Source organism: Rhizobium sp. USDA 4016 (assembly GCF_056279705.1).
In genome coordinates this window covers 2476220-2498140 of sequence record NZ_JBWCCY010000002.1, presented here as the reverse complement: position 1 = coordinate 2498140, position 21921 = coordinate 2476220, and the positions used below count along the sequence as shown (strand labels likewise).

The following is a 21921-nucleotide window of genomic DNA, read 5'->3' as shown; positions in this document are numbered from 1 at the left end:
CTCAAGAAACGGAACGAAGCCTTCGGGCAAAGGCCCGACTGAATGGTTCACCGGCACAGTGCGTATCGATCCATTGTTTGCCGCCAACGACGCGCGGCGCGGCGCGGCCGGCTGCGTGACATTTGAACCGGGCGCCCGCACCGCCTGGCATACCCATCCTCTTGGGCAAACGCTGATCGTCGTATCCGGTTTCGGCCTCGTGCAACGCGAGAGCGGACCCATCGAGGAGATCAGACCGGGCGATGTCGTCTGGTTTGAGCCAGGCGAGAAGCATTGGCATGGTGCTTCCGCCACGACGGCGATGTCTCACATAGCCATCCAGGAGAATCTCGACGGCAAGATCGTCGACTGGATGGAACATGTGACCGACGAACAGTATCATGGCAAGTGATCATGGCCGAAGGTACCAAGGACGAGGTCGTTTCCATCGCCGGTGCCAGCATCGGTAGGCCAATTAGGATAAGAGCAAAGGAAAACAACATGAAGACACTTGCAGCGACCATCTTGTCGTTGGCCCTCTTGAGCGCCGCGTCGGCTCACGGCGAGAACATGGAAATCCGCAAAGCCGAGAGCGCGACATCTGCTGCAGGATCGGCCGAGAACTTCACCGGAAAGGTCGAGGTCACTCCGCTTTTTTCGGCTGCGCAGCACTCCAACACCGGAGGCGGACTTGTGATGTTCGACACCGGTGCACGAAGCGCTTGGCACACCCACCCCGCGGGACAGACCCTGATCGTGGTCTCGGGAACCGGATGGGTGCAGGAGGAGGGCGGCGAGAAGCGCGAACTCAAGCCGGGCGATGTCGTCTGGACACCCGCAGGCGTGAAGCACTGGCATGGGGCGACCGACAATAGCGCGATGAGCCACATCGCCGTCACAGAGGTCGTTGACGGCAAGAACGTCGACTGGATGGAAAAGGTCACCGACGAACAATATCGCGACTGACTTCTCCAGAAGCACAGCGCGACAGCTAAGACCGACATCGAACTTTCAGGGAAATTCAGATGCCCCACATTCTGTTGAAACTGGCCGCGGGTCGATCAGAACAGCAAAAGCAAGTTCTGGCGAGAAAGCTAGCGGACGCCGTCATGGAGACGATCGGCAGTTCCGATGGCGACGTTTCGGTTGCTGTCCAGGATGTTCCGATGTCCGACTGGACCGAGGAGGTCTACAAGCCAGACATATTGGGCAGATCGGACATCATCTATAAAAAACCGGGATATGACCCGCTCAAGTAACGGCGCCTTCCAGGCTTCCAAAGAGGTATTCATCATGCCCAAATTCATTGCAGCTCTTCTTGCGGTCACGGTTTTAGCGTCAGTACTGGCGTTGACCCCGGCGACGCCAGTGCGGGCCCATCATGGTTGGGGAACATTCGACACCCGTTACGCCTACTACATCGCGGGAACAATCACCGATGTGCGCTGGGGCAACCCTCACAGCGAGGTCAGGCTTAAAATCGAGGCAACCCAGCTTCCTTCCGGCTGGTCCGGCCGAGCGCTTCCTCCGGGCGCGGACGAGAGCAATGGTCGTCTGACCATGGCATCCGCACGACCTTATGAAGGCGAGTTCAAGGAGCTTCACCTCGTTCTCGCCGGACCTGGCTGGATGGAACGCTGGGGTCTGGATCGGCCGCTGGAAGTGGGCGAAAAAATCGAAGCCGTCGGATACCTCGATGCCAGTGGAGGGGACGAGCTACGTCCCGTCATGTTCTGGCTCGAAAACGGGCAGGGCGTCTGGCAGCAGTTGACCGCATTCCCGCAGTCACCCGAACCCGTCCCGCAGCAGAACCCTTGACCCTCGAAGGCCAAACCGGCGGAGGAGCCGTGCGCCGGTGGGCAAGTCCCGGCTTCGGCGCTTTGGAGAGCATCGATGGCTGAATGGTTGATGGAAGTCTCTCTTACGCTCGAGCGAACAACATTGGGCGACTTTGTGCGCACGACACCCAGCCTTTATCCGGTCCTCGAAAGCCTGCACGTGCTTGGCATCGCGCTGATGGTCGGATCGGCCATTGCAGTGGACCTCCGCCTTCTCGGCGCCGGTCGCGACGTGCTTCCTGTACGGATCGTCTCGCGCTATCTTCTGCCTCTTTCGCATGCCGGCTTCGCTCTCGTCGCCACGACCGGACTTCTTATGCTCGTTGGTATTGCCCGAGGGGTCGTTGCCAGTCCGGCCGCACCATGGAAATTCGGTCTTATTGCCGTGGCTGCGGTCAACATCGCCGTTTTCCATGGCGGCGTCTATCGAACCGTCGAGCGGTGGGACATCGGCGTCCAACCTCCGCTACTTGCCAAAATCGGCGCGATCATCTCCGCCCTGACATGGTCCGGCGTGATCGTCGCCGGTCGGTTCTTAGCCTACTGAAGGGATGGGCAAGAGTTCATCGACACCGGTATGCGATGCTTCTAAGCCGCCAACGAGTGAATAGTAGCTTATTGCCGCGGCGTAATCTTCACCGTCGCGGCTCGGGCGCGCGCTCCAATCATGGACGCCAGGTAGCTGGATTTTGAATATTTGGCTCGATAGGCCTCGTCGATTTGCTCGCTAATGGCGCCCTCCACGGGTTCGAAGACGACGTCAAAGGTCTTTCCGGCGGCCGTGATCCGGCCGTTGCGCTCTCGAAGTGCTGCCTGATACCAGCGTGATCTCAGACCGTTGTAAGCGCGCACGTAAAGCGATCCGTCGACGACGACCGACCAGATCCACGTGGGCGTCCCAAAGGTCTGACCGTCCTCACGCAATGGCGATACGTGGAGGTCGTCCGTCTCGCCGATCCTATCAAGGTCTTCATTCTTCCAAGGCACAACAATCTCCCTAGTCACTCATCCGCTCGATGGTCACAGGCACCTTGCCCGGCCGCTTCAAAGCCTCGAGCCCCGTCTCGATTGCACCCAGCTTCACCAAGCCGGCGGAGTATCGGAACCCTTTATGAAAAATGGCGATGTTTCCCCAGGGAGCGTAGTGGGCGATGTCGCCCGCGGTCGGCTCGAAGCCTGACGGCATATCATCGAGCGGCAGCTTCGTGGGCAGGTCGGCTACCTTTTCGGTCGAAGCATAGTCCTCGCGTTCGAGCGACAGCGGCAAGAGCATTGCGAAACGCCTTAAGCGGCATCGTCCAAGCCCAGTTAAAACGGAGTCGGGCGTCCTGATTGCGATTTTCATAAAATCCTCCAAAAGCGCCACAGTTGCCGCGACGCAATTGACGAGGGCAACATCGCCGGCCGGATCCTCGTCGTTTTCGAACGGGACTCTGGACACTTTGCTAGGCGGTCGTCACATCCTTGCCGGTGCAATGTAACCCGACCGCCGGCAAACGTTAATGCGCCACGCTTGCTAACACTTATATGGCAGGCTCATAAATAAGCTGGCAATGCCTGGGCTGTGCGCCGCGGTCATTCCGAAGGTAACCGGCCGGAACCAACACGTGTCGCTTCCGGCCAGAGTATGCGTGATCTCAATAGCCATTACAGCAGATCGCACGAGCGCTAATGTTTTAACGCTCCGGGGGCAGGCGATCACCGCATGACAAACAGGTTTGTCGGAGCACTTTCAGCAGTCGAGATCATCACGCTCTTGGTCTCAAGGTACTCGTAAACGGACTCAATGCCACCCTCACGGCCGAGGCCGGATCTTTTCGTTCCGCCAAAAGGCATCATGTAGCTGTATGCGCGATAAGTGTTGACCCAAACGTTTCCGACTTTGAGAGCCTTGGACATGCGAAGCGCGCGGCCGATATCTCTCGTCCAGACGCCGGCGACAAGACCGAAAGCAACATCGTTGCCGATCTCGACTGCTTGGTCTTCATCATCAAAGCCGATGATCGAAAGTATCGGCCCGAAAACTTCTTCCTGAGCAATGCGCATATCGTTCTTCACGTCGGCGAAGATGGTCGGCTGGACAAACTGCCCGCCTGTCACGCCCGGGCCCTCCGCTGGTTTTCCACCTAGAATGCACCGAGCACCGTCAGCCGTTGCTATGTCTATGTAGCGCAGGACCTTTTGATACTGTGGCGGTGTTGCAATCGGGCCCACGTTGGTCGCGGGATCCATCGGATCGCCAAGTCGAATGCTACGCGCGATGCCGAGCAGCGTTTCGGTGAAAGCATCCTTGATCGAATTCTGGACCAGAAGGCGCGATCCTGCTGTGCACATCTGGCCGGCGGCACCGAATATGCCAGATACCACCCCCGAGGCGGCCGCATCCAGGTCAGCATCCTCGAACACGATGTTGGGCGATTTGCCGCCAAGCTCGAGCGACACACGCTTCATGGTGCGCGCAGCCGTCTCGTAAACTTTGATCCCGGTCTCGTCCGAACCCGTGAACGTAACTTTGGCGACATCCGGATGGCTGACCAGCGTGGCGCCTACTTCCTGTCCCAGACCCGTAACGACATTGAACACACCATTCGGCACCCCTGCCTCTTTCATCAGCGCACCCAGTTCCAATGTGCTCGACGACGCGAACTCCGATGGTTTGACGACGACCGCGCAACCGGCCGCCATGGCCGGCGCAGCCTTGATGGTTGCAAACCACACAGGAGAGTTCCAGGCTGTCAGCGCAGCGACCACGCCGACTGGCTCACGCGTGGTGAAGGCAAAGGTCTGCGATTTCTCAACCGGCACGCACAACCCTTCGACCTTATCGCAAAGTCCGGCGTAATAGTGCCAGCAGTCGGCGATGTAGGCCATCTGGCCCTGTATCTCTCCGAGCAGCTTACCATTGTCCCGCACTTCGATCTCTGCAAGACGTTCTGCATGACTGGCGACAAGGTCGCCGACCCGGCGCATGATTTTGCCGCGTTCGGATGCGGACATCGTCGCCCACGGGCCGCTGGTCATCGCCCGTTTGGCTGCGGCGACAGCTTTTGAAGCGTCCTTGTCCGTGCCACGCGGAATCTGCGCCCACGCAACACCTCGATAGGGATCAACCGAGTCCAGCCATTCACCGTTGCTGGGATCCTCATATTCACCGTCAATAAAAAGCTGGTATTTTGTCATCTTGCGTCCTCTTGTCACCGCAGGGCCCTAGTGGCCGTGGCGAAGTCTATCCAGTGCTAAGTCCTCACGGCCTTCACGCCGAGCGGAGGATCGAAACACGCAATGCGCAATCTGTGGCAACCCTCGCCTTGCCACGGCAGTCGCCAAAGCTGGGGCAGATGCCGTCAGGGCCATCAAAGCGATCACAAATGCTTTTCCGGCATCCGTCGGACAGGCTAAGAGCACGCGCGTTTCATCTCGGGGGGGGCGGGCGCCGACTGTCGTCTGCACTGTATCAACATCGTTCATTTGATGAACTCGTACTTGCGCCGATCAATCGTCGATGCGACGGCCAGGATGATCACCAGGCCTTTGACGACCTGCTGCGTGAAGCTGCTCACCTCGGTGACATCCATCCCGTTGGATAGAATTGCGACGACGAGCACGCCCAGGAGGGTTCGGTGCGGCCCACCGATACCGCCTGATAGAGCCGTACCGCCCATCACGATGGCTGCGATGGAATCCAGCAGCATGTTACTGCCCGCGACAGGGGTCGCCGCGCCGATCTGTGCCGCCAGGAAAACCCCTGCCAATCCCGCAAGCCCCCCCGACATCATAAAGGCATACATCTTGTATCGATTGACGGGCACTCCGGAGTTTGCTGCAACGAGCTCGCCCCCGCCGATGGCGAAGAGATAGCGCCCGAGGATGGTCTTGAAGGAAATCAATACCTGAAGGGCGGTAACAACCAAAGCCACAAGAATGATGCTCGGAATGCCAAGAGCGAGCTTGCCGTTAAGAAAATCCGTCAGGCTCGAGTCCATAAAAAATACCGACGATCCGTTGCAGATCATATTGGTGATCCCAGACAGCACAGACATCATGCCAAGTGTCACCAAGAACGATGGGACCTTGAGGACGATCATGGTGGCGCCGTTGATGATCCCGATGAGGATCCCGGTGGCAACCGCTGCACCAATGGCCGGGATCGGTCCGATACTGTCCATCAACGTGGCACCGACGATACCGGCAAGCGTGAGAATAGCACCAACCGAGAGATCGATCGAACCAATCAAGATGACGATAGTTCCGGCCAGCGACACCAGAAGCAGTATGGAGGACTGCTGACCGATATTGATCGCATTGTCGAAGGTCGCGAAATTCGGGTTGCGCAGCGTAAACAGCAGGATCAACCCAAAGACGACAAGGAGCGGATAAATCGAAACCAGGTTCTTCGGTATCCAAGAGCGCGATTGATGGCCCGCCACCAATGTGTTTTCGTTTGAGTTCGACAAGTTAGGCGCCTTTCCTCGAGAGTGTTTTAGACCATGCCGGACACAACGAGCTTTTCGTCGGGCTTGTCGTGTGCAGGTGCGTCTATCTCGGCGGTTCTAGCACCGCCCTTCAAAGTGATTACTCGGTTGGACAGACCGATGATCTCCGGCAGGTTGTCTGATATCAGAACAATCGCCACGCCATCCTTGGTGAGTTGTCGCAAAAGCGCGTAGATCTCCTCCTTCGCACCAACGTCTAGGCCGCGCCCCGGATCGTCGAGCACAAGAACCTTGACACCGCGCGCCAACCATTTGGCGAAGACCACCTTTTGGGCATTTCCGCCAGAAAGATTGCGGATCTGATTGGTTCGGGAGTTTGTCTTGACCCTCAGCCTTTCGATCCAATGATCGGACGCTTCTGCCTGCTTTTTTGCAGACAGTAAGGGCAACTTGCCCGCGTAGAAGGACTTTAGGGCGGGCAATACCAAGTTCCATTCGATGGAGTGCATGCCTATAACGCCAGCCGTATTACGCTCAGCTGGCACAAATCCCACGTCCGCCCTCAGAGCCGACAGCCTGGACCCGGGCTTGATCGACTTGCCATCGACCTCAATCTCGCCCTTGAATGACCGAACCGCGCCGGTGATGGCGTGTCCAAGAGCTGACTTGCCCGACCCCATGACGCCAGCGACGCCGACAATCTCTCCGGATTTGACGTCCAAGGATAGACTGTGAAGCTGATCTGGCACTTCCAAATCACGAATGCTCAGGACAACCTGTCCCAATTCCTCGCGCTGTTCACTTTCCTTGTAGTAGCCAACCGTCCTGCGGCGCCCAACAATCGCTTCGTGGAGAAGATCGGGAGTAGCTTCATCGATCGACCATTGACCGGTTATGGCCCCATCCTTGAGGGCGGCGACGTCGTCGCAGACCGCGAACACATCCGACAGATGATGCGAAACAAATATGATTGATGCCTTGCCGCGCCATCGCCGGATCGAGTTGAACAGAAGCTGTCTTTCAGCATCTGAAAGCGCACTGGTCGGCTCGTCGAGAAGAATAATCGGTTCGACGGGATAGATGCGTCCGAGCGCGAAGGCCTTGGCAATTTCCACGAGTTGCCGCTGACCGAAGTTGAGATTGCCCGTTATCGCCGTGGGATCGATATCGACCTCAAGATCATCAAGCACATCCTTGGAAAGCTTGATCATCTTAGAGCGGTTGAGAATTCCTGCCCGGGCGAACTCCTTTTCCCGTCCGAGCAGAATGTTTTCGTAGACAGGCAGAGAGCCAATCAAACCCTGTTCCTGGAAGACGGTTGCAACACCCCTGTGCGCCGCTTCCGCCGGGTGTCCAACGTCCAGTTCCTGCCCATGGACCCGTACACTCCCTTCCGTCGGGCGTGCCGTGCCGTTGATGATGGAAATGAGAGTCGATTTGCCCGCACCGTTCTCACCAACGAGACCAAGGATACCGGTTCGCTTCAACACGAGATCAACCGAACGCAATGCCGTGATCGGTCCATATCGCTTTGTTACGCCAGTGAGTTCCAGTGCGGGGATCATACTTTCCATCACCATCTCATCACGACTTCATGGGACCGGTCTTGTAGTGCTCCGCGAATGTCGCATCCACTTGCGAAAACTCGCCACGGTCTTTCGCGCCTTGATAGATCGAGTTGAGCTTTTCTTTGCCTTCCGGGAATTCCGCCCAGAACACCTCCGGGTCGATTGCCGTTATTTTGTTCTGCGGATCCCAATCGTCGGGATGCAGGGTCCGGCTCATGCGGACCCAGTCGTAAGGCTTCGCATCGTCGGCATAGATTTTCTTGTTCACCGCTTCGGCGTTGTCCGGTGTAACAAGGATCGATCCGTAATTGAGCATTCGCTCGCCCAGCTTTGGCTTCCAACCATTCAGGGCATCGAACGTCATGACCGCAGAGTATCCGCACATGTAGGGCGGAAGGTCACTTGCTGTCGCCACGAAATGCTCGCCTTTGGCGATTTCCGTCAGACCTTCAGGCAGGCCGACAATCGCGGCAACCTTGATGTGGTCGAGCTTGCGCTCGCGCAAGACGGTAAGAACGCCGAAGGCCATGTCGTCGGCTGCAGCAAAGACCCCTTTGATGTCCGGATGCGCAGCAAGAATGGAAATCGTCGCATTGCGAGCAAGCTGGCGATCCCAGTTGGCTCTGATGCCGGAAACGATCTCGATTCCAGGATGCTCCGCTGCAGCCTTCATCAGACCAACATGCCGATAGGTGTCAGTCGCGGCAACGACGCCGGCGATGTGGGCGATCTTGCCTTCACCGCCGATGCTGTTGATCAGGATCTTCGCGACTTCGTAGGATTCTTGGATCGAATTGGGTGTCAGGAACGAAACATAGTGATCGCCAATATCCGGCGGCGTGAACCATGAGGGCGAATCCCAGCAAGCCGTGTAGAAGATCTCATTCTGTTCACACATCTTCGTCAGCGTCGGAAGCGCGCCGTCCGGGCAGATCAAGCCGATCAGCATCTTGGTCGAACTGGCGTTCAGGCTTCGAACCTGGGAAAGACCCCGCGCCGTGTCGCACTCATGGGAGAAATCTACGGCTTCCAGCCCGAGATCGGCAGTAACCTTGGCAAAGGCCCGCGCCCAAATAGACCAGAAATCAATCGCCGGGCTGATGCCGATACTGGCCATTTTGCCGCGAATGACCTCTGCGGCACCTGCGACCCTCGAGACCGCCGGGGTCATTGCCAGCGAAATGCCGGCAGCTCCAGCAAGCTTCATCAAGGTTCGTCGGCTCATCCCTTCATCCATGGAATGAATAGCCGTAATAATCCTGAGTTCCTTGTCGTCCACCATGTTCTCCTCCCAGAAAATCTTTGACGATCGCTTGTTGTTATCCCTGCTTGCAGGAGCGAGCAAGGATCGAGGGCCAGAGGGTATAACTAAATCAATACCCCCGTGCGTCTCAGTCGGCGACCGTCAACATTTCGCTTGAATTTCATCGGAGGTGCGGTCTGCTTGTTTCAGGATCGAGGGTCCGAATGGTAAGGGAGGCAGCTTCAGTGGGACGCGATGGCGAGGCTGGCTTGGGAGGAGAGCGAGCACCTGCTTGCTGGAAACGTTTGTTTGTCGAGTGCGTGTCCGATTTTGTCGCAAGCTTTCTGGTTGGCGCAAGCAGCAACGGAACGATCGCCACGCCTTGGCGGCAGTTCGCACCCTGCCCAACGCTTCAAAAAGCGAGCTGACACCTCCATCCGCACAGGGCTGAGCGGTCAAAGCCGCGTCCTTCAGCACCATTGGCAGGCGCACGGAGGCGAAAATTTGCTCGGCGGGCATTTGGCAACCTCGCGCATTGTCACAAGCAGTGCCCGAAACCGGACGGAAGTTGAGCGCCATCCCTAAATACCATGTGCATTCGGTGAACCGGCGCGGTAAGCATAAAACTGGAGGAGATTATCTGACATGTTTGACAGAGATGAAGCGGGCCATTCGGGTCGCTCGGTGTACCGAAGAACGATGAAACAAGCGTCTTTCAGGCGGTCTGACGGATCTGCGAGTGCGTCGTGCCCGGCCAGGTCCATTTGCATGCACGGCCTGGCCCCGAATTACGCAGAAGCGAAGTCCAAACGGTCAGATGCGTTACGGATGATTGAAGCAGGCGGTTAGGGAGGAGCCCATGCACTCGAACCATTTGAACATCGATCCTAAAAAGCTTCTCTACCTTGCTTCCATCATCGAGAACGGCAGCTTTAAAAGCGCCGCCAAAGTGCTGGAGGTGTCTCAGCCGGCACTATCCACGTCGATGAGCAGGCTGGAGGCGGAATTGGGCATGCGGGTCTTGGAGCGAAGTCCCACCGGTGTGGTACCGACGACAATCGGCGAGGTCCTCTACTGTCACGCGCGCTTGATCCGCGATGAAATCGGATTGGCAGAACGCGCCTTGTTGAATTTGCACGGGGGCCACCCGCCATCCATTCGCGTTGGTAGCCTGCCGAGCCTGGCCAGCACTATTATGCCAATGGCCCTTAGTCGGTGGCGTGAGTCTCATGTTGACCGTGACCTTCAGGTTGTCGAAAGTCCTCAAATCGATCTTTTGATCGGCCTGCTGCGACGCGAGTTTGATTTTGTGATCGGCTTCACTGAATGCTATGATCTGGAAGAAGGCTTGCGGCAACGCGTGCTGTTCCGCGACCAACTTCTCGTTATTGCCAGGGCGGAGCATCCGCTGAGTACCGCCCGGGATCTGAATTGGGAAACTCTCGTTAGTTATCCTTGGGTATGCCCGACTGCTCGACGCTCCCATTCAATTCTGGATGCGGCCCTAAGGGTAGCGAAGTTGGCCCCGCCAGATCAAATGACCGTGTGCGGTTCGGTCACCCTGCTGAAATCGCTTGTCATTGACAGCGACCATCTTGCCGTCCTTCCGGCACATGCCGTCCGCCAGGAATTGGCCGACGGACGAATATGCAGCCTGGACATCAGTGACCCGGTGCTGCACCGGAATATCGCGGTCTTCTTCCGTGATGGCTATCACCTGGACGAGCCGAGCCGTGACCTGATAGGCCTGGTTGAAGCCGTAGGACAGGAGCTCTGCCGACGTCCAGACACCCGTACCCGCGGTCATGCCGTTCTTGATGAAGCAATAGAGACCGACACGAACCTCACTCCAAATGCGGCGTGATGCTCGTCGGCAACAAAAGGCTCAGGCAGACAGCCTCCAGCCCGAACGCATCGAATGAAAATGTGTTCGGCTCTGAAGCTTAGACATGCCCCGAAGTTAAAAATCCGGCCTCGCTCGCCGAGGGGCTTCGGCTCTATTGATCGGCGTCGGGACAGACACAGGCTGGCTGGCAAAAAATGGGGCCCGATGAGCGGCCCCATTGGTTATCTCAGCCAAACGAGTTGGCGAGGGTGCCGATACCCCCAATAGAAATCTCAACCCGATCCCCCGCCTTCAAGAAACGCGGCGGATTGAATCCGATCCCGACGCCTGCAGGTGTACCGGTTGCGATGACGTCACCGGCCTGCAAAGTCAGTCCAGCGGAAATCGCAGCGACGAGCTGCGGAATTTTGAAGATCAGGTCACCGGTGTTGGCCTTCTGGCGAAGCTCGCCGTTGACGTGGCATTCGATGTCCAGGTTGGTTGCATCGACTTCGTCGGCGGTCACAATCCACGGCCCCATTGGGCAGAAGGTATCAAGCCCCTTTCCAGCCAGCCATTGCTTATGATTGCGCTGACGATCCCGGGCCGTAACGTCGTTTATGATCGTATATCCCCAGATGTGCTTCAGCGCATCTTCTTCTGAGATATTACGACCGGGGGTTCCGATCACCAAGGCAAGCTCAGCCTCGTAATCGACGGCTGACGTGGCTTGCGGATGCATCTCGACCATATCGTCCGGGCCTACGACCGTGCTCGGCGGCTTGCTGAAGATCGCTGGGAATTCATCAATCTCCTGGCCCTTGACGGCACCAGCTTCGAAACCGCTTCCGGAGAATTCCTTGGCATGCGCGTAGTAATTCTTGCCGACGCAAAAGATGTTGCGTTCTGGAATTATCGGCGCAAGCAGCCGAACAGTGTCCAAGGGAATGCCTGCATTGTCAGGTCTGCCATACGAAAACCCGGCGGCCGTAACCCTGATCAAATCGATGACGCTGCTCAGTTTCTCATCCAGGGGATAGATGCGGGCGGCTTCGGCATCCACGATACCGACCCTCGATTGGCCGGCGCCTACAAATCTAGCTACTTTCATGATGTCACATACACAAAGAGGAAGGGGTGCGGAATTGGCGCGCTGCCGCGCCAGGTCCGAAGTTTAGAATTTGGGTAGTGTCACATCGAAGAAAATCGCTTCTTCTTCAGCGACGATATCAACCGGCTCATCGGTGGGGAGCAGCTCGATTGCTGTTCGTTCGTTGTAGGTTTTGCCGTTTACGGCAACCCGACCAGAGCTCAGGAAGAGCACTTCGATCGCAGAGCGTGAACCGGTGTTGAATGTGGATCCGGCATTGATTTTGATGAATCCGATTCGGGTTCCACGCTCGGTAAACGTGCCGAGCAGTTTCGTGGCGACGCCGGGGCTGCCAGCTTCAACCCAAGCATAGGCGCTCGGCTCCATCATCACGACGTCGTCATAGCGCGGCTCGGCAAACACAAGTTTTTGTCCGGTTGCTTCTTCGAAGCACGCGGCAGAGCCGTCCTTGTTATGGCGCTGTCCCTTCTCATCAACATAGGTGAAGACGCCGTTCTTGAACTCACCTTTCTGCTTCAGAGCTTCGTTGGCGGCTTCCCGGCGCGCTACGCTGAGAAAGCCGGCACCGCTTGCTCCACCGAACTGCATCACCATCATCTCCAAGCCTTCCGGGCGATCCTGAGGGCCGTAGTGGACGCTCTCCGGAAAATAGGCAACGGACCCTTCTTTCATGATCTTGTGAGGGGCGACCGGATAACTTCCCTTCAGCACAAACCGGATCTGATCGAAGTTATGACGGTGGCGGGGCGTGCCCCAGCCACCCGATCCGGTTCGCCCGACGTTCAGCAGATAGTTGTTCGGAGAATCGTCGTCCTCTCCGTTCAGCAGAAACTTCTGCTCGAGAACACCTTCTCTCATGCTTCCGACCCGGCCACCTTCTGCCGCAGCTGCCTCTGAAATACGCATCGTAACCTCCTTCTCAGCGAATGCTTCCAATCTGGGGTTAGTTTTAGGAGAAGTTTTAAAGTTCGGATATCCGCAATTTTCTCCCGGTATAATGCGTTGTTATCCCCCTGATCGCGGGCGTTGTGCTTGCAGTTGATTCCGCAAGGGGCTCGCCGCATGTTCAATTCAGATCAGATCCAGGGCGATCGTGCCCTGGAATATTGTCCAACTCGAATTGAGATTTCGGCCGCAAAGCTGGCGGAGCCGCCCGCTGTTGGCCCCCGGAGGAGAAGCCCTTGCCCGTTCCCAACACTACGCCACGCAACGTCCTGAAAGAGAAAATGACGGAGGGAAAGTTGACGGTCGGCATGATCGCGCGGCTTGTGCGGGGCGCCGAAATCGCCGCCATCGCTCATACCGCAGGCTTCGACTGCCTTTTCATCGATCTGGAACACAATAGCTTTTCCTTGGAGAGCGTCAGTCAGATCTGTTTGGCCTGCAATGCCTTGGAGGTAACCCCTCTGGTGCGGGTACTCGACCGCAACCCCGCCGATATAGGCCGGGCACTCGAATGCGGAGCGATGGGCGTGATCGTGCCCGACGTCGAAACAGCGCAAGATGCCGCGGCTGTTGTGGCCGCCGCGAAGTTTCCACCGCTCGGCAATCGCTCGATTGCACCGCATCTGCCACATCTGTTTTTCCGGGCCGCGCCCGCAAAAGAAGTCATGCCGGCGTTGAACGAGGCGACACTGGTCATCACGATGATGGAGTCGCTTGCCGCGCTCGAGGCCGTCGAAGAGATTGCCGCCGTCGAAGGCTTGGACATGGTGTTGGTGGGTGCGAACGACCTATGCAACGCGCTCGGCTTGCCGGGCCAACACGATCATCCAAAGGTTCGCGCCGCCTTCGAGCGCGTCGCAGCAGCGTGTCACAAGACGGGCACTTTTTTCGGGGTTGGCGGATTGGGCTCGCGCCCAGAACTTGCCAAAGAGATGATCGCGCTCGGCGCGCGGTACGCAACGGCGGGTGCTGACGTGACGTTCCTTGTCAATGCTGCGACGGCGAATGCGAAATCTTTTCAGTGATGTGCGGCGCGGAATTGAAGTGCCCGCCTGCGATTCCGTCGCGATCAGCAAACCGATTTTTCGCGGCCTGCCATTCGCCGCTCGTCTATTTTTGTTACCTTGAGAGGACATCAAGTGACCGAACATATTAACGTTCAAGCCCCTCAGGATTCTGGGGTTCCCAGCTGGGCTCGCGATTTCAGCGTCACGGACCGCGTGGTCCTGATAACGGGTGGCGGCCAAGGGATCGGGCGGGAACTCGCCCGCCAATTCGCAGCAGCAGGGGCGCTGCCAATCATCGCCGATCTCAATCTGGACAATGCAGAACGCGTCGAGGCCGAGATCGTTGCGAAGGGCGGTCGCGCAACTGCGGCCCGTGTCGATATCGCTGACGTGACTTCGGTCAACGCGCTTGTGAAGTCGATCGTCGATGAACACGGTCGCCTCGATGTTCTGATTAACAACGCCGCGATATTCGCGACGCTCGAAAAGCGTAAGTTCGAGCATATTCCGCTCGAAGAATGGGACCGTGTCATGCGGGTGAATGTCACGGGACCATTCCTGTGCGCCCGCGCAGTTGCGCCAGTGATGCGAGCGGCCAAGTGGGGACGGATCATCAACATATCCTCAGACGCCGTGACAAAGGGCGTGATGAACTACATGCATTACGTCGCCTCGAAGTCGGCGATGATTGGCATGACAAACGCGATGGCCCGCGAACTGGGTGAAGACGGGATCAACGTCAATTGCATCCGTCCCGGTGCTGTCTCGACCGAAGTCGAGCGGACGGCCAACCCGACATTGGAATTAAGGCAAACACAGCTATCGCAGCAATGCATTAAGCGAAGCATGCTGCCCACTGATCTCGTGGGCCTTATGATGTTTCTGGCGACGCCCGCTTCGAACTTCATCACCGGCCAGACCATCGCATGCGATGGCGGCTACACCCACAGCAGCTGAACCGGCTGAAGCGCGAAGCGGAGACTGCGATGAAACATTACGGCAACCTCTACATTGACGGCGCCTGGTTGGAGCCCAGTGCGCCCGGCCAACGTGACCTTATCGACCCGACCAGCGAAAAGGCCTTCGCAAGCGTTGTCACCGGGGGCGGCATCGAAGACGTAAATAAGGCAGTCGCTGCCGCTCGCCGCGCCTTTGCTACCTTTTCCCGCACCTCGACAGAACAGCGGATCGCATTGATCGAGCGGATCATCTCCGCCTATAAAGAACGCGTCGACGAATTGGCCGAGGTTCTTGCCATGGAAGTTGGCATTCCCAAGAACACGCGCGCCCAGGTGACCGGTCCGATCGGCCATTTTGAGGTCGCACGTGATCTGCTTCGGACCTTCCACTTCGAATCGCGGATCGATGATACGATCGTCCGACACGAGCCAATCGGCGTCTGCGGTCTCATTTCGCCGTGGAATTGGCCGGTCCAGACGCCTGCCATCAAGGTGATTTACGGGCTGGCCGCCGGATGCACACTTGTTCTCAAACCTAGCGACGCCTCTCCCATTAGCGCCATCATACTGACAGAGGTCCTAGAGAAGGCGGGCGTGCCCAAGGGAGTATTCAATCTGGTGATTGGTAAAGGCCGGATCGTCGGAGAAGCGATGTCAGGCCACCCGGACATCGACATGATCTCGTTTACAGGATCGACCCAAGCCGGCATCAAGGTGGGCGAGGCGGGCGCACGCACGGTCAAGCGCTTATCCCTAGAGCTCGGAGGCAAGTCGGCGAACGTGGTTCTGAAGGATGCGGATATTGAAGCCGCTGCGCGCTGGAACATTCAGCGTTGCTTCTTCAACACTGGCCAGTCGTGCCATGCGCCTGCTCGTATGCTTGTTCATGAGAGTCAGATGGAGTCTGCGATCCCCTATTTGATCGATGAGGTTGCAAAATTCCGTTTGGGTGATCCACGCAATTGCGAAACAACGATGGGTCCGGTGGTCAACCATGCTCAATTTGAGAGCATCCAGCGATACATTCAGATCGGCATCGAGGAAGGCGCACGCGTCATTTGCGGCGGTGTCGGCCGTCCGGAAGGGCTCGAGCAGGGGCTCTTCGTCAAGCCGACGGTGTTCGTAGACGTCAAGCCAGAGATGACGATCGCACAGGAAGAGATCTTCGGGCCTGTGCTGGCTGTAATCCCCTACAGCAGCGAAGAAGAGGCGTTGGAAATCGCCAATGATTCACCCTATGGGCTAGGGGGCTACGTATTTAGTGGCAACCGCCAGAAGGGCTATGAATTTGCTAGCGGGTTGCGAGCAGGGCGGGTTTGCTTCAACGGAGCACCAACCAATTCGGTGTCGCCTATGGGCGGATATCGCCTTTCGGGCAACGGACGTTCGATGGGCGTCTTCGGGCTCGAGGAGTATCTGGAAGTCAAATCCGTTTACGGCTTCAAGGACGAAGCTCAGCAGCTGCCGGAAATAGCTTTCTGATCTCTGGTGAACGATCGGCGGCGAACCGTGGCCAGGTGCACTTTTGAATGGGCAGGTCCTGGGCATTCTCTGCTTGGAGAATGGAGCCTGGGGCTATCGGCGATCTCAAAAACTGTCTCTGCTCCAAGCGACAAGAACCATTTGCCGAATGCGGGCTGCTTTGACTATCCTTCATTGGAGCCACGTTGCGGCAGATGACAGCAACTGCCCGCAACAAAGGTAAATTCCCCGTCTGACGTCTGGGTAACCTTGCCTATCGACGGCACCGAAAAGTGCGTTCCCGCCAGGAATGCGCCGGGCTCCGATGCTCTGCCAAGCAACTCCTTTCGGCTCCTCGCTGCCTGAAGCGGATCGAAATCTACGTTTGCGGACCAGTCTGTTCGGGCGATCTGACAGGGGTGATGAATTGCATCGCCAGATATATAGAGGTGCCCAGAACGAAGCTTGATCCGCACGCTCACATGGCCGACTGTATGGCCGGGCGTAGGGACGAGTGAAATACCGTCGCCAAGTTCGGCGTCGTGATCGACAAAGACAGCCAGACCAGCCTCGACCACGGGCTTGACGGAGTCGGCGAATGCCGCCAGTCGATCGCTCCTTGGGCCCGATGGCCTGCTCTGCATATAGTTATATTCCGACCGCCCGAAATAATATCTGGCGTTTTTGAAGGTGGGGTGCCAGACGCCATTCCTCAGTGTGGTATTCCAGCCGATGTGATCGGCATGCAAATGCGTGCAGATAACATCGGTGACATCATCCGGCGAAAGTCCAATTTCGGTGAAACCAGACATGAAATTGGTCTGTAACTTCCCCCATTGAGGCAGATCGAACCGCTCTTTATCATTACCGATGCATGTGTCTATGACAACGACCCGTTTGCTTGTCAGAAGGACAAAGCTTTGTGAAATGGCGTTCATTGTCCCGTCAGAAGTCACATAGGTTGGAAAGAGCCACGGGGTCTTCGACAACTCCTCCAAGGTTGGATTGTCAAAGATGGCCTGAACCTCAGGCCCTATCTCAAGCTCGATGAGCTGGAAAACATCCACGCCGTCTATATGGGTCTTGACGATTTTCATTCTACCGCACCGACGGCTCTTGCGCATTCACTGTGACCTGACGACGTCACGATCGGGTCTTCCATGTCACTCCTCCCAGAGCTCCGTTCGCCTACATCCCTGAAATAACGAACGCAATATTCTATCGAGCATCTACCGTCGGGGCATCGCCCGGCCCACTTGCGCGCGGCGATGTCAAGCCGTGTCTCTTTCCGGCCGGTCGCCGGCGACGTCGGTCGGGATCATGACACTGCGATGGTCTGAAATCTGGTGTTTTAGATGGACTCGGCGAACCGTGATCCAGACCAGAATAACGGCAAAAGGGACAAAAAATCCCGTAAGCACGCCTGCGTCGACAGGCAAGATATCATGACCGATGGATTTCGCGAGATAGCCGAACAGGCCGACGATGTAGTAGGAAATCGCCGCAACCGACAAACCTTCAACCGTCTGCTGCAGACGGAGTTGCAATTCAGCGCGGCGGTTCATGGCCGCAAGCAACGCGCCGTTCTGGCGCTGCAGGTCCACGTCGATCCAGCTACGGACGAGGCTGTTGGCCCGCGTGAGCTTGCGGGAAAGGTTCGCCTGCCGTTCCTCGATCGACTGGCATGTGCGCATCGCGGGCGCAAGTCTCCGCTCCAGGAATGTGCCGACTGTTTCAAAGCCGGGAATCGGCGTTTCGGCAAGCGTTTTGATGCGCTCTTGGACAATGCCGTAGTAGGCCCGCGAGGCGCCAAAGCGATAAAGGGAGAGCACGGCGTTTGCTTCGAGGTCGGCAGACAAGCGTGTCACATCGGCAAGCAAGTCGTCGGCATCTTCGAGAGGGTTGGTTTTCATGCGCTGTGTGATTGCGGTAAGCCCGTCTTCGATGCGTCGAATTTCCGGGGACAGCACTTGCGCCAGCGGCAGCCCGAGCATTGCAAGGGTCCGGTAGGTCTCAACATCGAGCAGGCGCTGCACCAGTGGACCGATTGCGGAAGGCGCCAGACCGCGATCAACGATCAAAAAAGGCGTCAGGCCGTCACCATCTTGCCGGAAGTCCGTAAAGATCAACGCCTGCCGGCCGTTGACCTCACTGTGGCAGAGGCTCGCAGCGTCAAAGTTAGAAATGGCCGCGTCGATTTCGGGTCCCTCAGGACGTATCTCGAGCCTGGCACCGGAAATGAGCGAGCCCGGAGGACTAAATCCATCCCCAAACGGCGTCGCCGCGACCTCACCGCCGAACTGGGCAGGCAGTGGTCCATCCCAGAACCAGGTCGAAAACTCGGTATGCTGCTCCCATCTCAGCGTGCCGGATCCCCAGGCCATCGCGTGGTGCCTGGCGTCACCGCCAGGCGGGGAGAGCCCACGTCTGCGCGACAAATCCGCCATGATGGCATGATCCACGCCTGGGCCGCCGTCGAGTATGAACGCGAACTGGACGATGACACGGGGAGAACTGACGAGCGCGTATGGGCGAGAATGAATCTCGCCCAGTGCACGTGCGCGGTCTTGCGCTTCCGGGAATGAAAACAGCCCACCGCCCATGGCATCTCCCAGCACGTTGTCGCTCTCGCAGGGAGTAGCACGTTTCGGACCAATCAACCAACCGTGTCACGACGCCCGCTATTCCTGCAGGGCCTCATCCTTCTTGCGGCGGATAGACGGCAGCAGCATCATGGCCAGCGCAGCAAACCCAATCGCAAGCAGTACGGCACTGACGGGCCGCTCGATGAAGACGGCGGGATTGCCGCGGGAAAGCACCATGGTGCGTCTTAGATATTCTTCGAGCATGGGGCCCAAGACAAAGCCGATCAACAACGGTGCCGGTTCGCAGCGGAGTTTTACGAGCGCATAGCCCACCAGCCCAAATAAGGCGGTCAGATAGACGTCGAAAACAGAGTTGTTGACGGAATACACGCCGATTCCACAGAAGACCAGGATTGTTGGGTAAAGGTAACGGTAAGGCACCTTGAGAAGAGCAACCCATACGCCGATCAAGGGCAGATTGATCACGAGGAGCATGAGGTTTCCGATCCACATGCTGGCGATGAGACCCCAGAACAGTTGTGGCTGCGTCTCGACCATGCGTGGCCCAGGCTGGATCCCTTGAATCATCAGCGCTCCGACCATCAGCGCCATGACCGCGTTGGCTGGAATGCCGAGCGTCAGCATGGGAATGAACGAGGTCTGAGACGCCGCGTTATTGGCGCTTTCGGGTCCTGCCACGCCCTCGATAGCCCCAGAACCGAATTCAGATCTATACTTTGAAACCTTCCGTTCCAGCATGTAGGAGGCAAATGTCGAAAGAGCCAGGCCGCCGCCGGGTAGGATCCCCAGGACGGAGCCCAGGACCGTTCCGCGCAGCACGGAGGGCACTGCCCGGCGCACTTCATCTTTCGTCAGCCAAAGGCTGCCGATTTGCGCAACTGTACCCCCTCGACTTTCGGGATTTTCGAGGTTGCGGATGATTTCGGCGATGCCGAAAAGGCCCATCGCGACAGGCACGAAGCCGACGCCTTCGAAAAGCTCGGGAAAGCCCATGGCAAACCGCACTTGGCCGCTTTGAATATCCGTCCCGACTAGTCCAAGCGCCACGCCGAGAACGATCATCGCGATTGATTTAAAGATATTTCCTTCGGCCAACACCGTTGCGACAATCAATCCGAGCAGGATCAACGAAAAATATTCCGCCGGTCCAAAAGAGAGCGCAACAGAGGTCAGCAACGGCCCGGAGGCGGCGACGACCAGAGTGGCGACAGTACCAGCGAAAAACGAACCGATTGCAGCAACGGCAAGGGCAGCGCCGGCGCGCCCGGCTCGTGCCATCTTGTGCCCTTCCAGCGTCGTCACGACTGCCGTGACCTCGCCTGGCAGATTCAAAAGAATGGCCGATGTCGATCCTCCGTACTGCGCCCCGTAGTATATGCCCGCGAGCATGATCATTGACGTTACGGGATCGAGGCCAAAGGTCATCGGGAGCAAAAGGGCAATGGTTGCCACGGGGCCAATCCCCGGCAAAACCCCGATTGCCGTCCCGATGAGGCACCCGAGAAAAGCGAACGCCAAGTTCTGGAAGGTGAAGGCGACGGAGAGGCCCAGCAGCAGATTATCCAACATTGCAACCTCCTATACGGAACCGAGGGCCGGGGGCAGGAACGGCACGTTCAGACTGAGACCCCAGGAGAATATCAGCCAGCACGCCACCACGAGAAAGCAAATGAGACCTAACGTGCCCTTCAAGCTTTGCGACCGGTCGGCAAGAGCTCCAATTGACACCAGGGCGACCACCGATAGCGCCATGCCGATGTGCTCCAGAAAGGTGCCGAAGAGAACGAGCGCAAGCAGGATCAGACAGAGCTCACGCCACGCCCAGCGTTCGAGTTTGTCGGGACCGGTCGTTATGCTGATGACGGCGATTGCCAGTCCTAAGAAAGCGAGGAGCAGCAAAACGGCCATGGGCATATAGCCGGGGCCCATGTGATTTGCTGCGCCAACCTCGTAGTCCCGATTCATGTAAAGACCGATTGCCGACACCACGATCAGCAGTATTCCGGTGGTCATATCTCTGGCGTTGATGTTCCTGTTCATTGAAGTACCAATCCTGTGCGCCGAAAAGAAAAAGCCGGGCCGGCTCGTTATGCTGAGAGAAGCTCAGTGAAACGAACGGCCGCCGTCAACCGCGAGCGCTGCGCCCGTGACGTAAGACGATTCCGCGCTGGTCAAAAACAGAATTGCCTCCGCGATTTCGTCAGGACTTGCGATCCTTTTGAGGGCGTAGTTGCCCACATTGGCGCGATGACCATCCGCCATTGGCGTGTCGACCATGCCGGGGCAAACGGTGTTGACCCTGATGGAGGGAGCAAGTTCGGCGGCGAGCGCGCGCGACAGATTGACGACGCCGCCCTTGGAAGCCGCGTACGCCGTGTGGGCCGGGCTGTTCGGGAGAAGGCCCTGTGCGGATGCGATATTCACAACCGTCGCATTTGTCGCGCGCTGCAAGCTGTCCAGGCAGCTTCTCGTTACGATATAGCTTCCCGTCAGATTGACCTCGATCACCTTGCGCCATACTGCCGCAGGTGTGTCTTTAACGAGACCGGTCGTCATAATCCCGGCAGCATTGACGACCCCGTCAATTCCACCCATCGCGGCTTCCGCGGCGCTAATCACCGAAGCAACCGCAGCCTCATCCGTGATGTCGACTGCAAAAAAATGTGCGTTCAGACTTTTTGCTGCATCCTCCACGACCGCCGCGTTGTGATCGAGCAGTGCAACAGCGGCACCGTGGGCCGCAAAAAGCCTTGCCGTGGCACGTCCAATCCCAGATGCTCCACCGGTAATAACAATACGTCGCCCTCTAAGCCTTTGCTGAGATGAGGCGAGATTGTTTCCTCGTGCCGAATTGTGATCGCTCTCACCAGTGGATTCACTCATCCAACATCCTCCCAAATCAATTTACTCTTTCCCGCTGCGCGGGTTCGTTACAACCACGCCACT

The 21921-nt window shown here is 57.6% G+C and carries 22 protein-coding genes; 9 read left to right on the top strand and 13 right to left on the bottom strand.

From position 1 onward, the window contains the following. The 5 genes from ACZ9DP_RS13045 to ACZ9DP_RS13025 form a co-directional block, all read left to right on the top strand. Window positions 1–391, top strand: a 391-nt coding sequence (locus ACZ9DP_RS13045) for a (R)-mandelonitrile lyase (protein WP_476202129.1), incomplete at its 5' end; no start/stop codon positions are given. 89 nt (window positions 392–480) lie between these two features. After that, entirely contained in the window at window positions 481–945 is a 465-nt protein-coding gene (locus ACZ9DP_RS13040) for a (R)-mandelonitrile lyase (RefSeq protein ID WP_476202128.1), read from the top strand. A gap of 59 nt (window positions 946–1004) precedes the next feature. Further along, window positions 1005–1238, top strand: a complete 234-nt coding sequence (locus ACZ9DP_RS13035; protein ID WP_476202127.1) for a tautomerase family protein — start codon at window positions 1005–1007, stop codon at window positions 1236–1238. Then, the gene (locus ACZ9DP_RS13030; protein ID WP_476202125.1) at window positions 1222–1797 is read left to right on the top strand and encodes a DUF6152 family protein; all 576 of its coding nucleotides are present in this window, start codon (window positions 1222–1224) and stop codon (window positions 1795–1797) included. The genes ACZ9DP_RS13035 and ACZ9DP_RS13030 overlap by 17 nt, the downstream gene beginning before the upstream one ends. A 75-nt stretch (window positions 1798–1872) precedes the next feature. Continuing rightward, a complete protein-coding gene (locus ACZ9DP_RS13025) occupies window positions 1873–2364 on the top strand; it encodes a hypothetical protein (RefSeq protein WP_476202123.1) in 492 nt (163 codons plus the stop codon). Window positions 2365–2432: 68 nt separating this feature from the next. On the opposite strand, the gene ACZ9DP_RS13020 is transcribed toward ACZ9DP_RS13025, so the two are convergent. From ACZ9DP_RS13020 to ACZ9DP_RS12995, 6 genes are all read right to left on the bottom strand, one after another. Further along, window positions 2433–2804 carry a DUF2255 family protein gene (locus ACZ9DP_RS13020; RefSeq protein WP_476202121.1) on the bottom strand — a complete coding sequence of 124 codons (372 nt, stop codon included), beginning with the start codon at window positions 2802–2804 and terminating at the stop codon, window positions 2433–2435. Window positions 2805–2814: 10 nt separating this feature from the next. Beyond that, entirely contained in the window at window positions 2815–3090 is a 276-nt protein-coding gene (locus tag ACZ9DP_RS13015; RefSeq protein ID WP_476202120.1) for a cyclophilin-like fold protein, read from the bottom strand. 425 nt (window positions 3091–3515) lie between these two features. After that, a complete protein-coding gene (locus ACZ9DP_RS13010) occupies window positions 3516–4997 on the bottom strand; it encodes an aldehyde dehydrogenase (RefSeq protein WP_476202118.1) in 1482 nt (493 codons plus the stop codon). A 284-nt stretch (window positions 4998–5281) separates the two neighbouring features. Continuing rightward, the gene (locus ACZ9DP_RS13005) at window positions 5282–6271 is read right to left on the bottom strand and encodes an ABC transporter permease (protein ID WP_476202117.1); all 990 of its coding nucleotides are present in this window, start codon (window positions 6269–6271) and stop codon (window positions 5282–5284) included. Window positions 6272–6297: 26 nt separating this feature from the next. Then, window positions 6298–7815, bottom strand: coding sequence for a sugar ABC transporter ATP-binding protein (locus tag ACZ9DP_RS13000; protein ID WP_476202284.1), 1518 nt, complete (start codon window positions 7813–7815; stop codon window positions 6298–6300). Window positions 7816–7834: 19 nt separating this feature from the next. After that, a complete protein-coding gene (locus ACZ9DP_RS12995) occupies window positions 7835–9100 on the bottom strand; it encodes a sugar ABC transporter substrate-binding protein (RefSeq protein WP_476202115.1) in 1266 nt (421 codons plus the stop codon). An 820-nt stretch (window positions 9101–9920) separates the two neighbouring features. Between ACZ9DP_RS12995 and ACZ9DP_RS12990 the strand changes: the two genes are divergently transcribed. Continuing rightward, window positions 9921–10925, top strand: coding sequence for a LysR family transcriptional regulator (locus tag ACZ9DP_RS12990; RefSeq protein ID WP_476202113.1), 1005 nt, complete (start codon window positions 9921–9923; stop codon window positions 10923–10925). Window positions 10926–11133: 208 nt separating this feature from the next. Here ACZ9DP_RS12990 and ACZ9DP_RS12985 read toward each other — a convergent pair whose 3' ends face one another. After that, window positions 11134–11997, bottom strand: coding sequence for a fumarylacetoacetate hydrolase family protein (locus tag ACZ9DP_RS12985; RefSeq protein WP_476202112.1), 864 nt, complete (start codon window positions 11995–11997; stop codon window positions 11134–11136). Window positions 11998–12060: 63 nt separating this feature from the next. Next, window positions 12061–12933 (bottom strand): hypothetical protein, encoded by an 873-nt coding sequence (locus ACZ9DP_RS12980; protein WP_476202110.1) that lies wholly within the window; start codon window positions 12931–12933, stop codon window positions 12061–12063. Window positions 12934–13178: 245 nt separating this feature from the next. Here ACZ9DP_RS12980 and ACZ9DP_RS12975 point away from each other — a divergent pair, with 245 nt between their 5' ends. From ACZ9DP_RS12975 to ACZ9DP_RS12965, 3 genes are all read left to right on the top strand, one after another. Next, on the top strand, window positions 13179–13967 hold the full coding sequence (locus tag ACZ9DP_RS12975; RefSeq protein ID WP_476202109.1) for an HpcH/HpaI aldolase family protein: 789 nt from the start codon (window positions 13179–13181) through the stop codon (window positions 13965–13967). Between the two features lie 114 nt (window positions 13968–14081). Then, window positions 14082–14906, top strand: a complete 825-nt coding sequence (locus ACZ9DP_RS12970; RefSeq protein WP_476202108.1) for an SDR family NAD(P)-dependent oxidoreductase — start codon at window positions 14082–14084, stop codon at window positions 14904–14906. After that, window positions 14876–16390 (top strand): aldehyde dehydrogenase family protein, encoded by a 1515-nt coding sequence (locus ACZ9DP_RS12965; RefSeq protein ID WP_476202106.1) that lies wholly within the window; start codon window positions 14876–14878, stop codon window positions 16388–16390. Before ACZ9DP_RS12970 ends, ACZ9DP_RS12965 begins: the two co-directional genes overlap by 31 nt. A 164-nt stretch (window positions 16391–16554) precedes the next feature. Here ACZ9DP_RS12965 and ACZ9DP_RS12960 read toward each other — a convergent pair whose 3' ends face one another. The 5 genes from ACZ9DP_RS12960 to ACZ9DP_RS12940 form a co-directional block, all read right to left on the bottom strand. After that, the gene (locus ACZ9DP_RS12960; protein ID WP_476202105.1) at window positions 16555–17466 is read right to left on the bottom strand and encodes an MBL fold metallo-hydrolase; all 912 of its coding nucleotides are present in this window, start codon (window positions 17464–17466) and stop codon (window positions 16555–16557) included. Between the two features lie 174 nt (window positions 17467–17640). Further along, a complete protein-coding gene (locus ACZ9DP_RS12955) occupies window positions 17641–18972 on the bottom strand; it encodes a DUF3422 family protein (RefSeq protein WP_476202104.1) in 1332 nt (443 codons plus the stop codon). Between the two features lie 78 nt (window positions 18973–19050). Beyond that, complete coding sequence (locus ACZ9DP_RS12950; protein ID WP_476202103.1) at window positions 19051–20544, bottom strand: tripartite tricarboxylate transporter permease; 1494 nt, start codon at window positions 20542–20544, stop codon at window positions 19051–19053. Window positions 20545–20553: 9 nt separating this feature from the next. Then, the gene (locus tag ACZ9DP_RS12945) at window positions 20554–21015 is read right to left on the bottom strand and encodes a tripartite tricarboxylate transporter TctB family protein (protein WP_476202101.1); all 462 of its coding nucleotides are present in this window, start codon (window positions 21013–21015) and stop codon (window positions 20554–20556) included. A 63-nt stretch (window positions 21016–21078) separates the two neighbouring features. Further along, entirely contained in the window at window positions 21079–21858 is a 780-nt protein-coding gene (locus ACZ9DP_RS12940) for an SDR family NAD(P)-dependent oxidoreductase (protein WP_476202099.1), read from the bottom strand. Window positions 21859–21921: the final 63 nt, after the last annotated feature.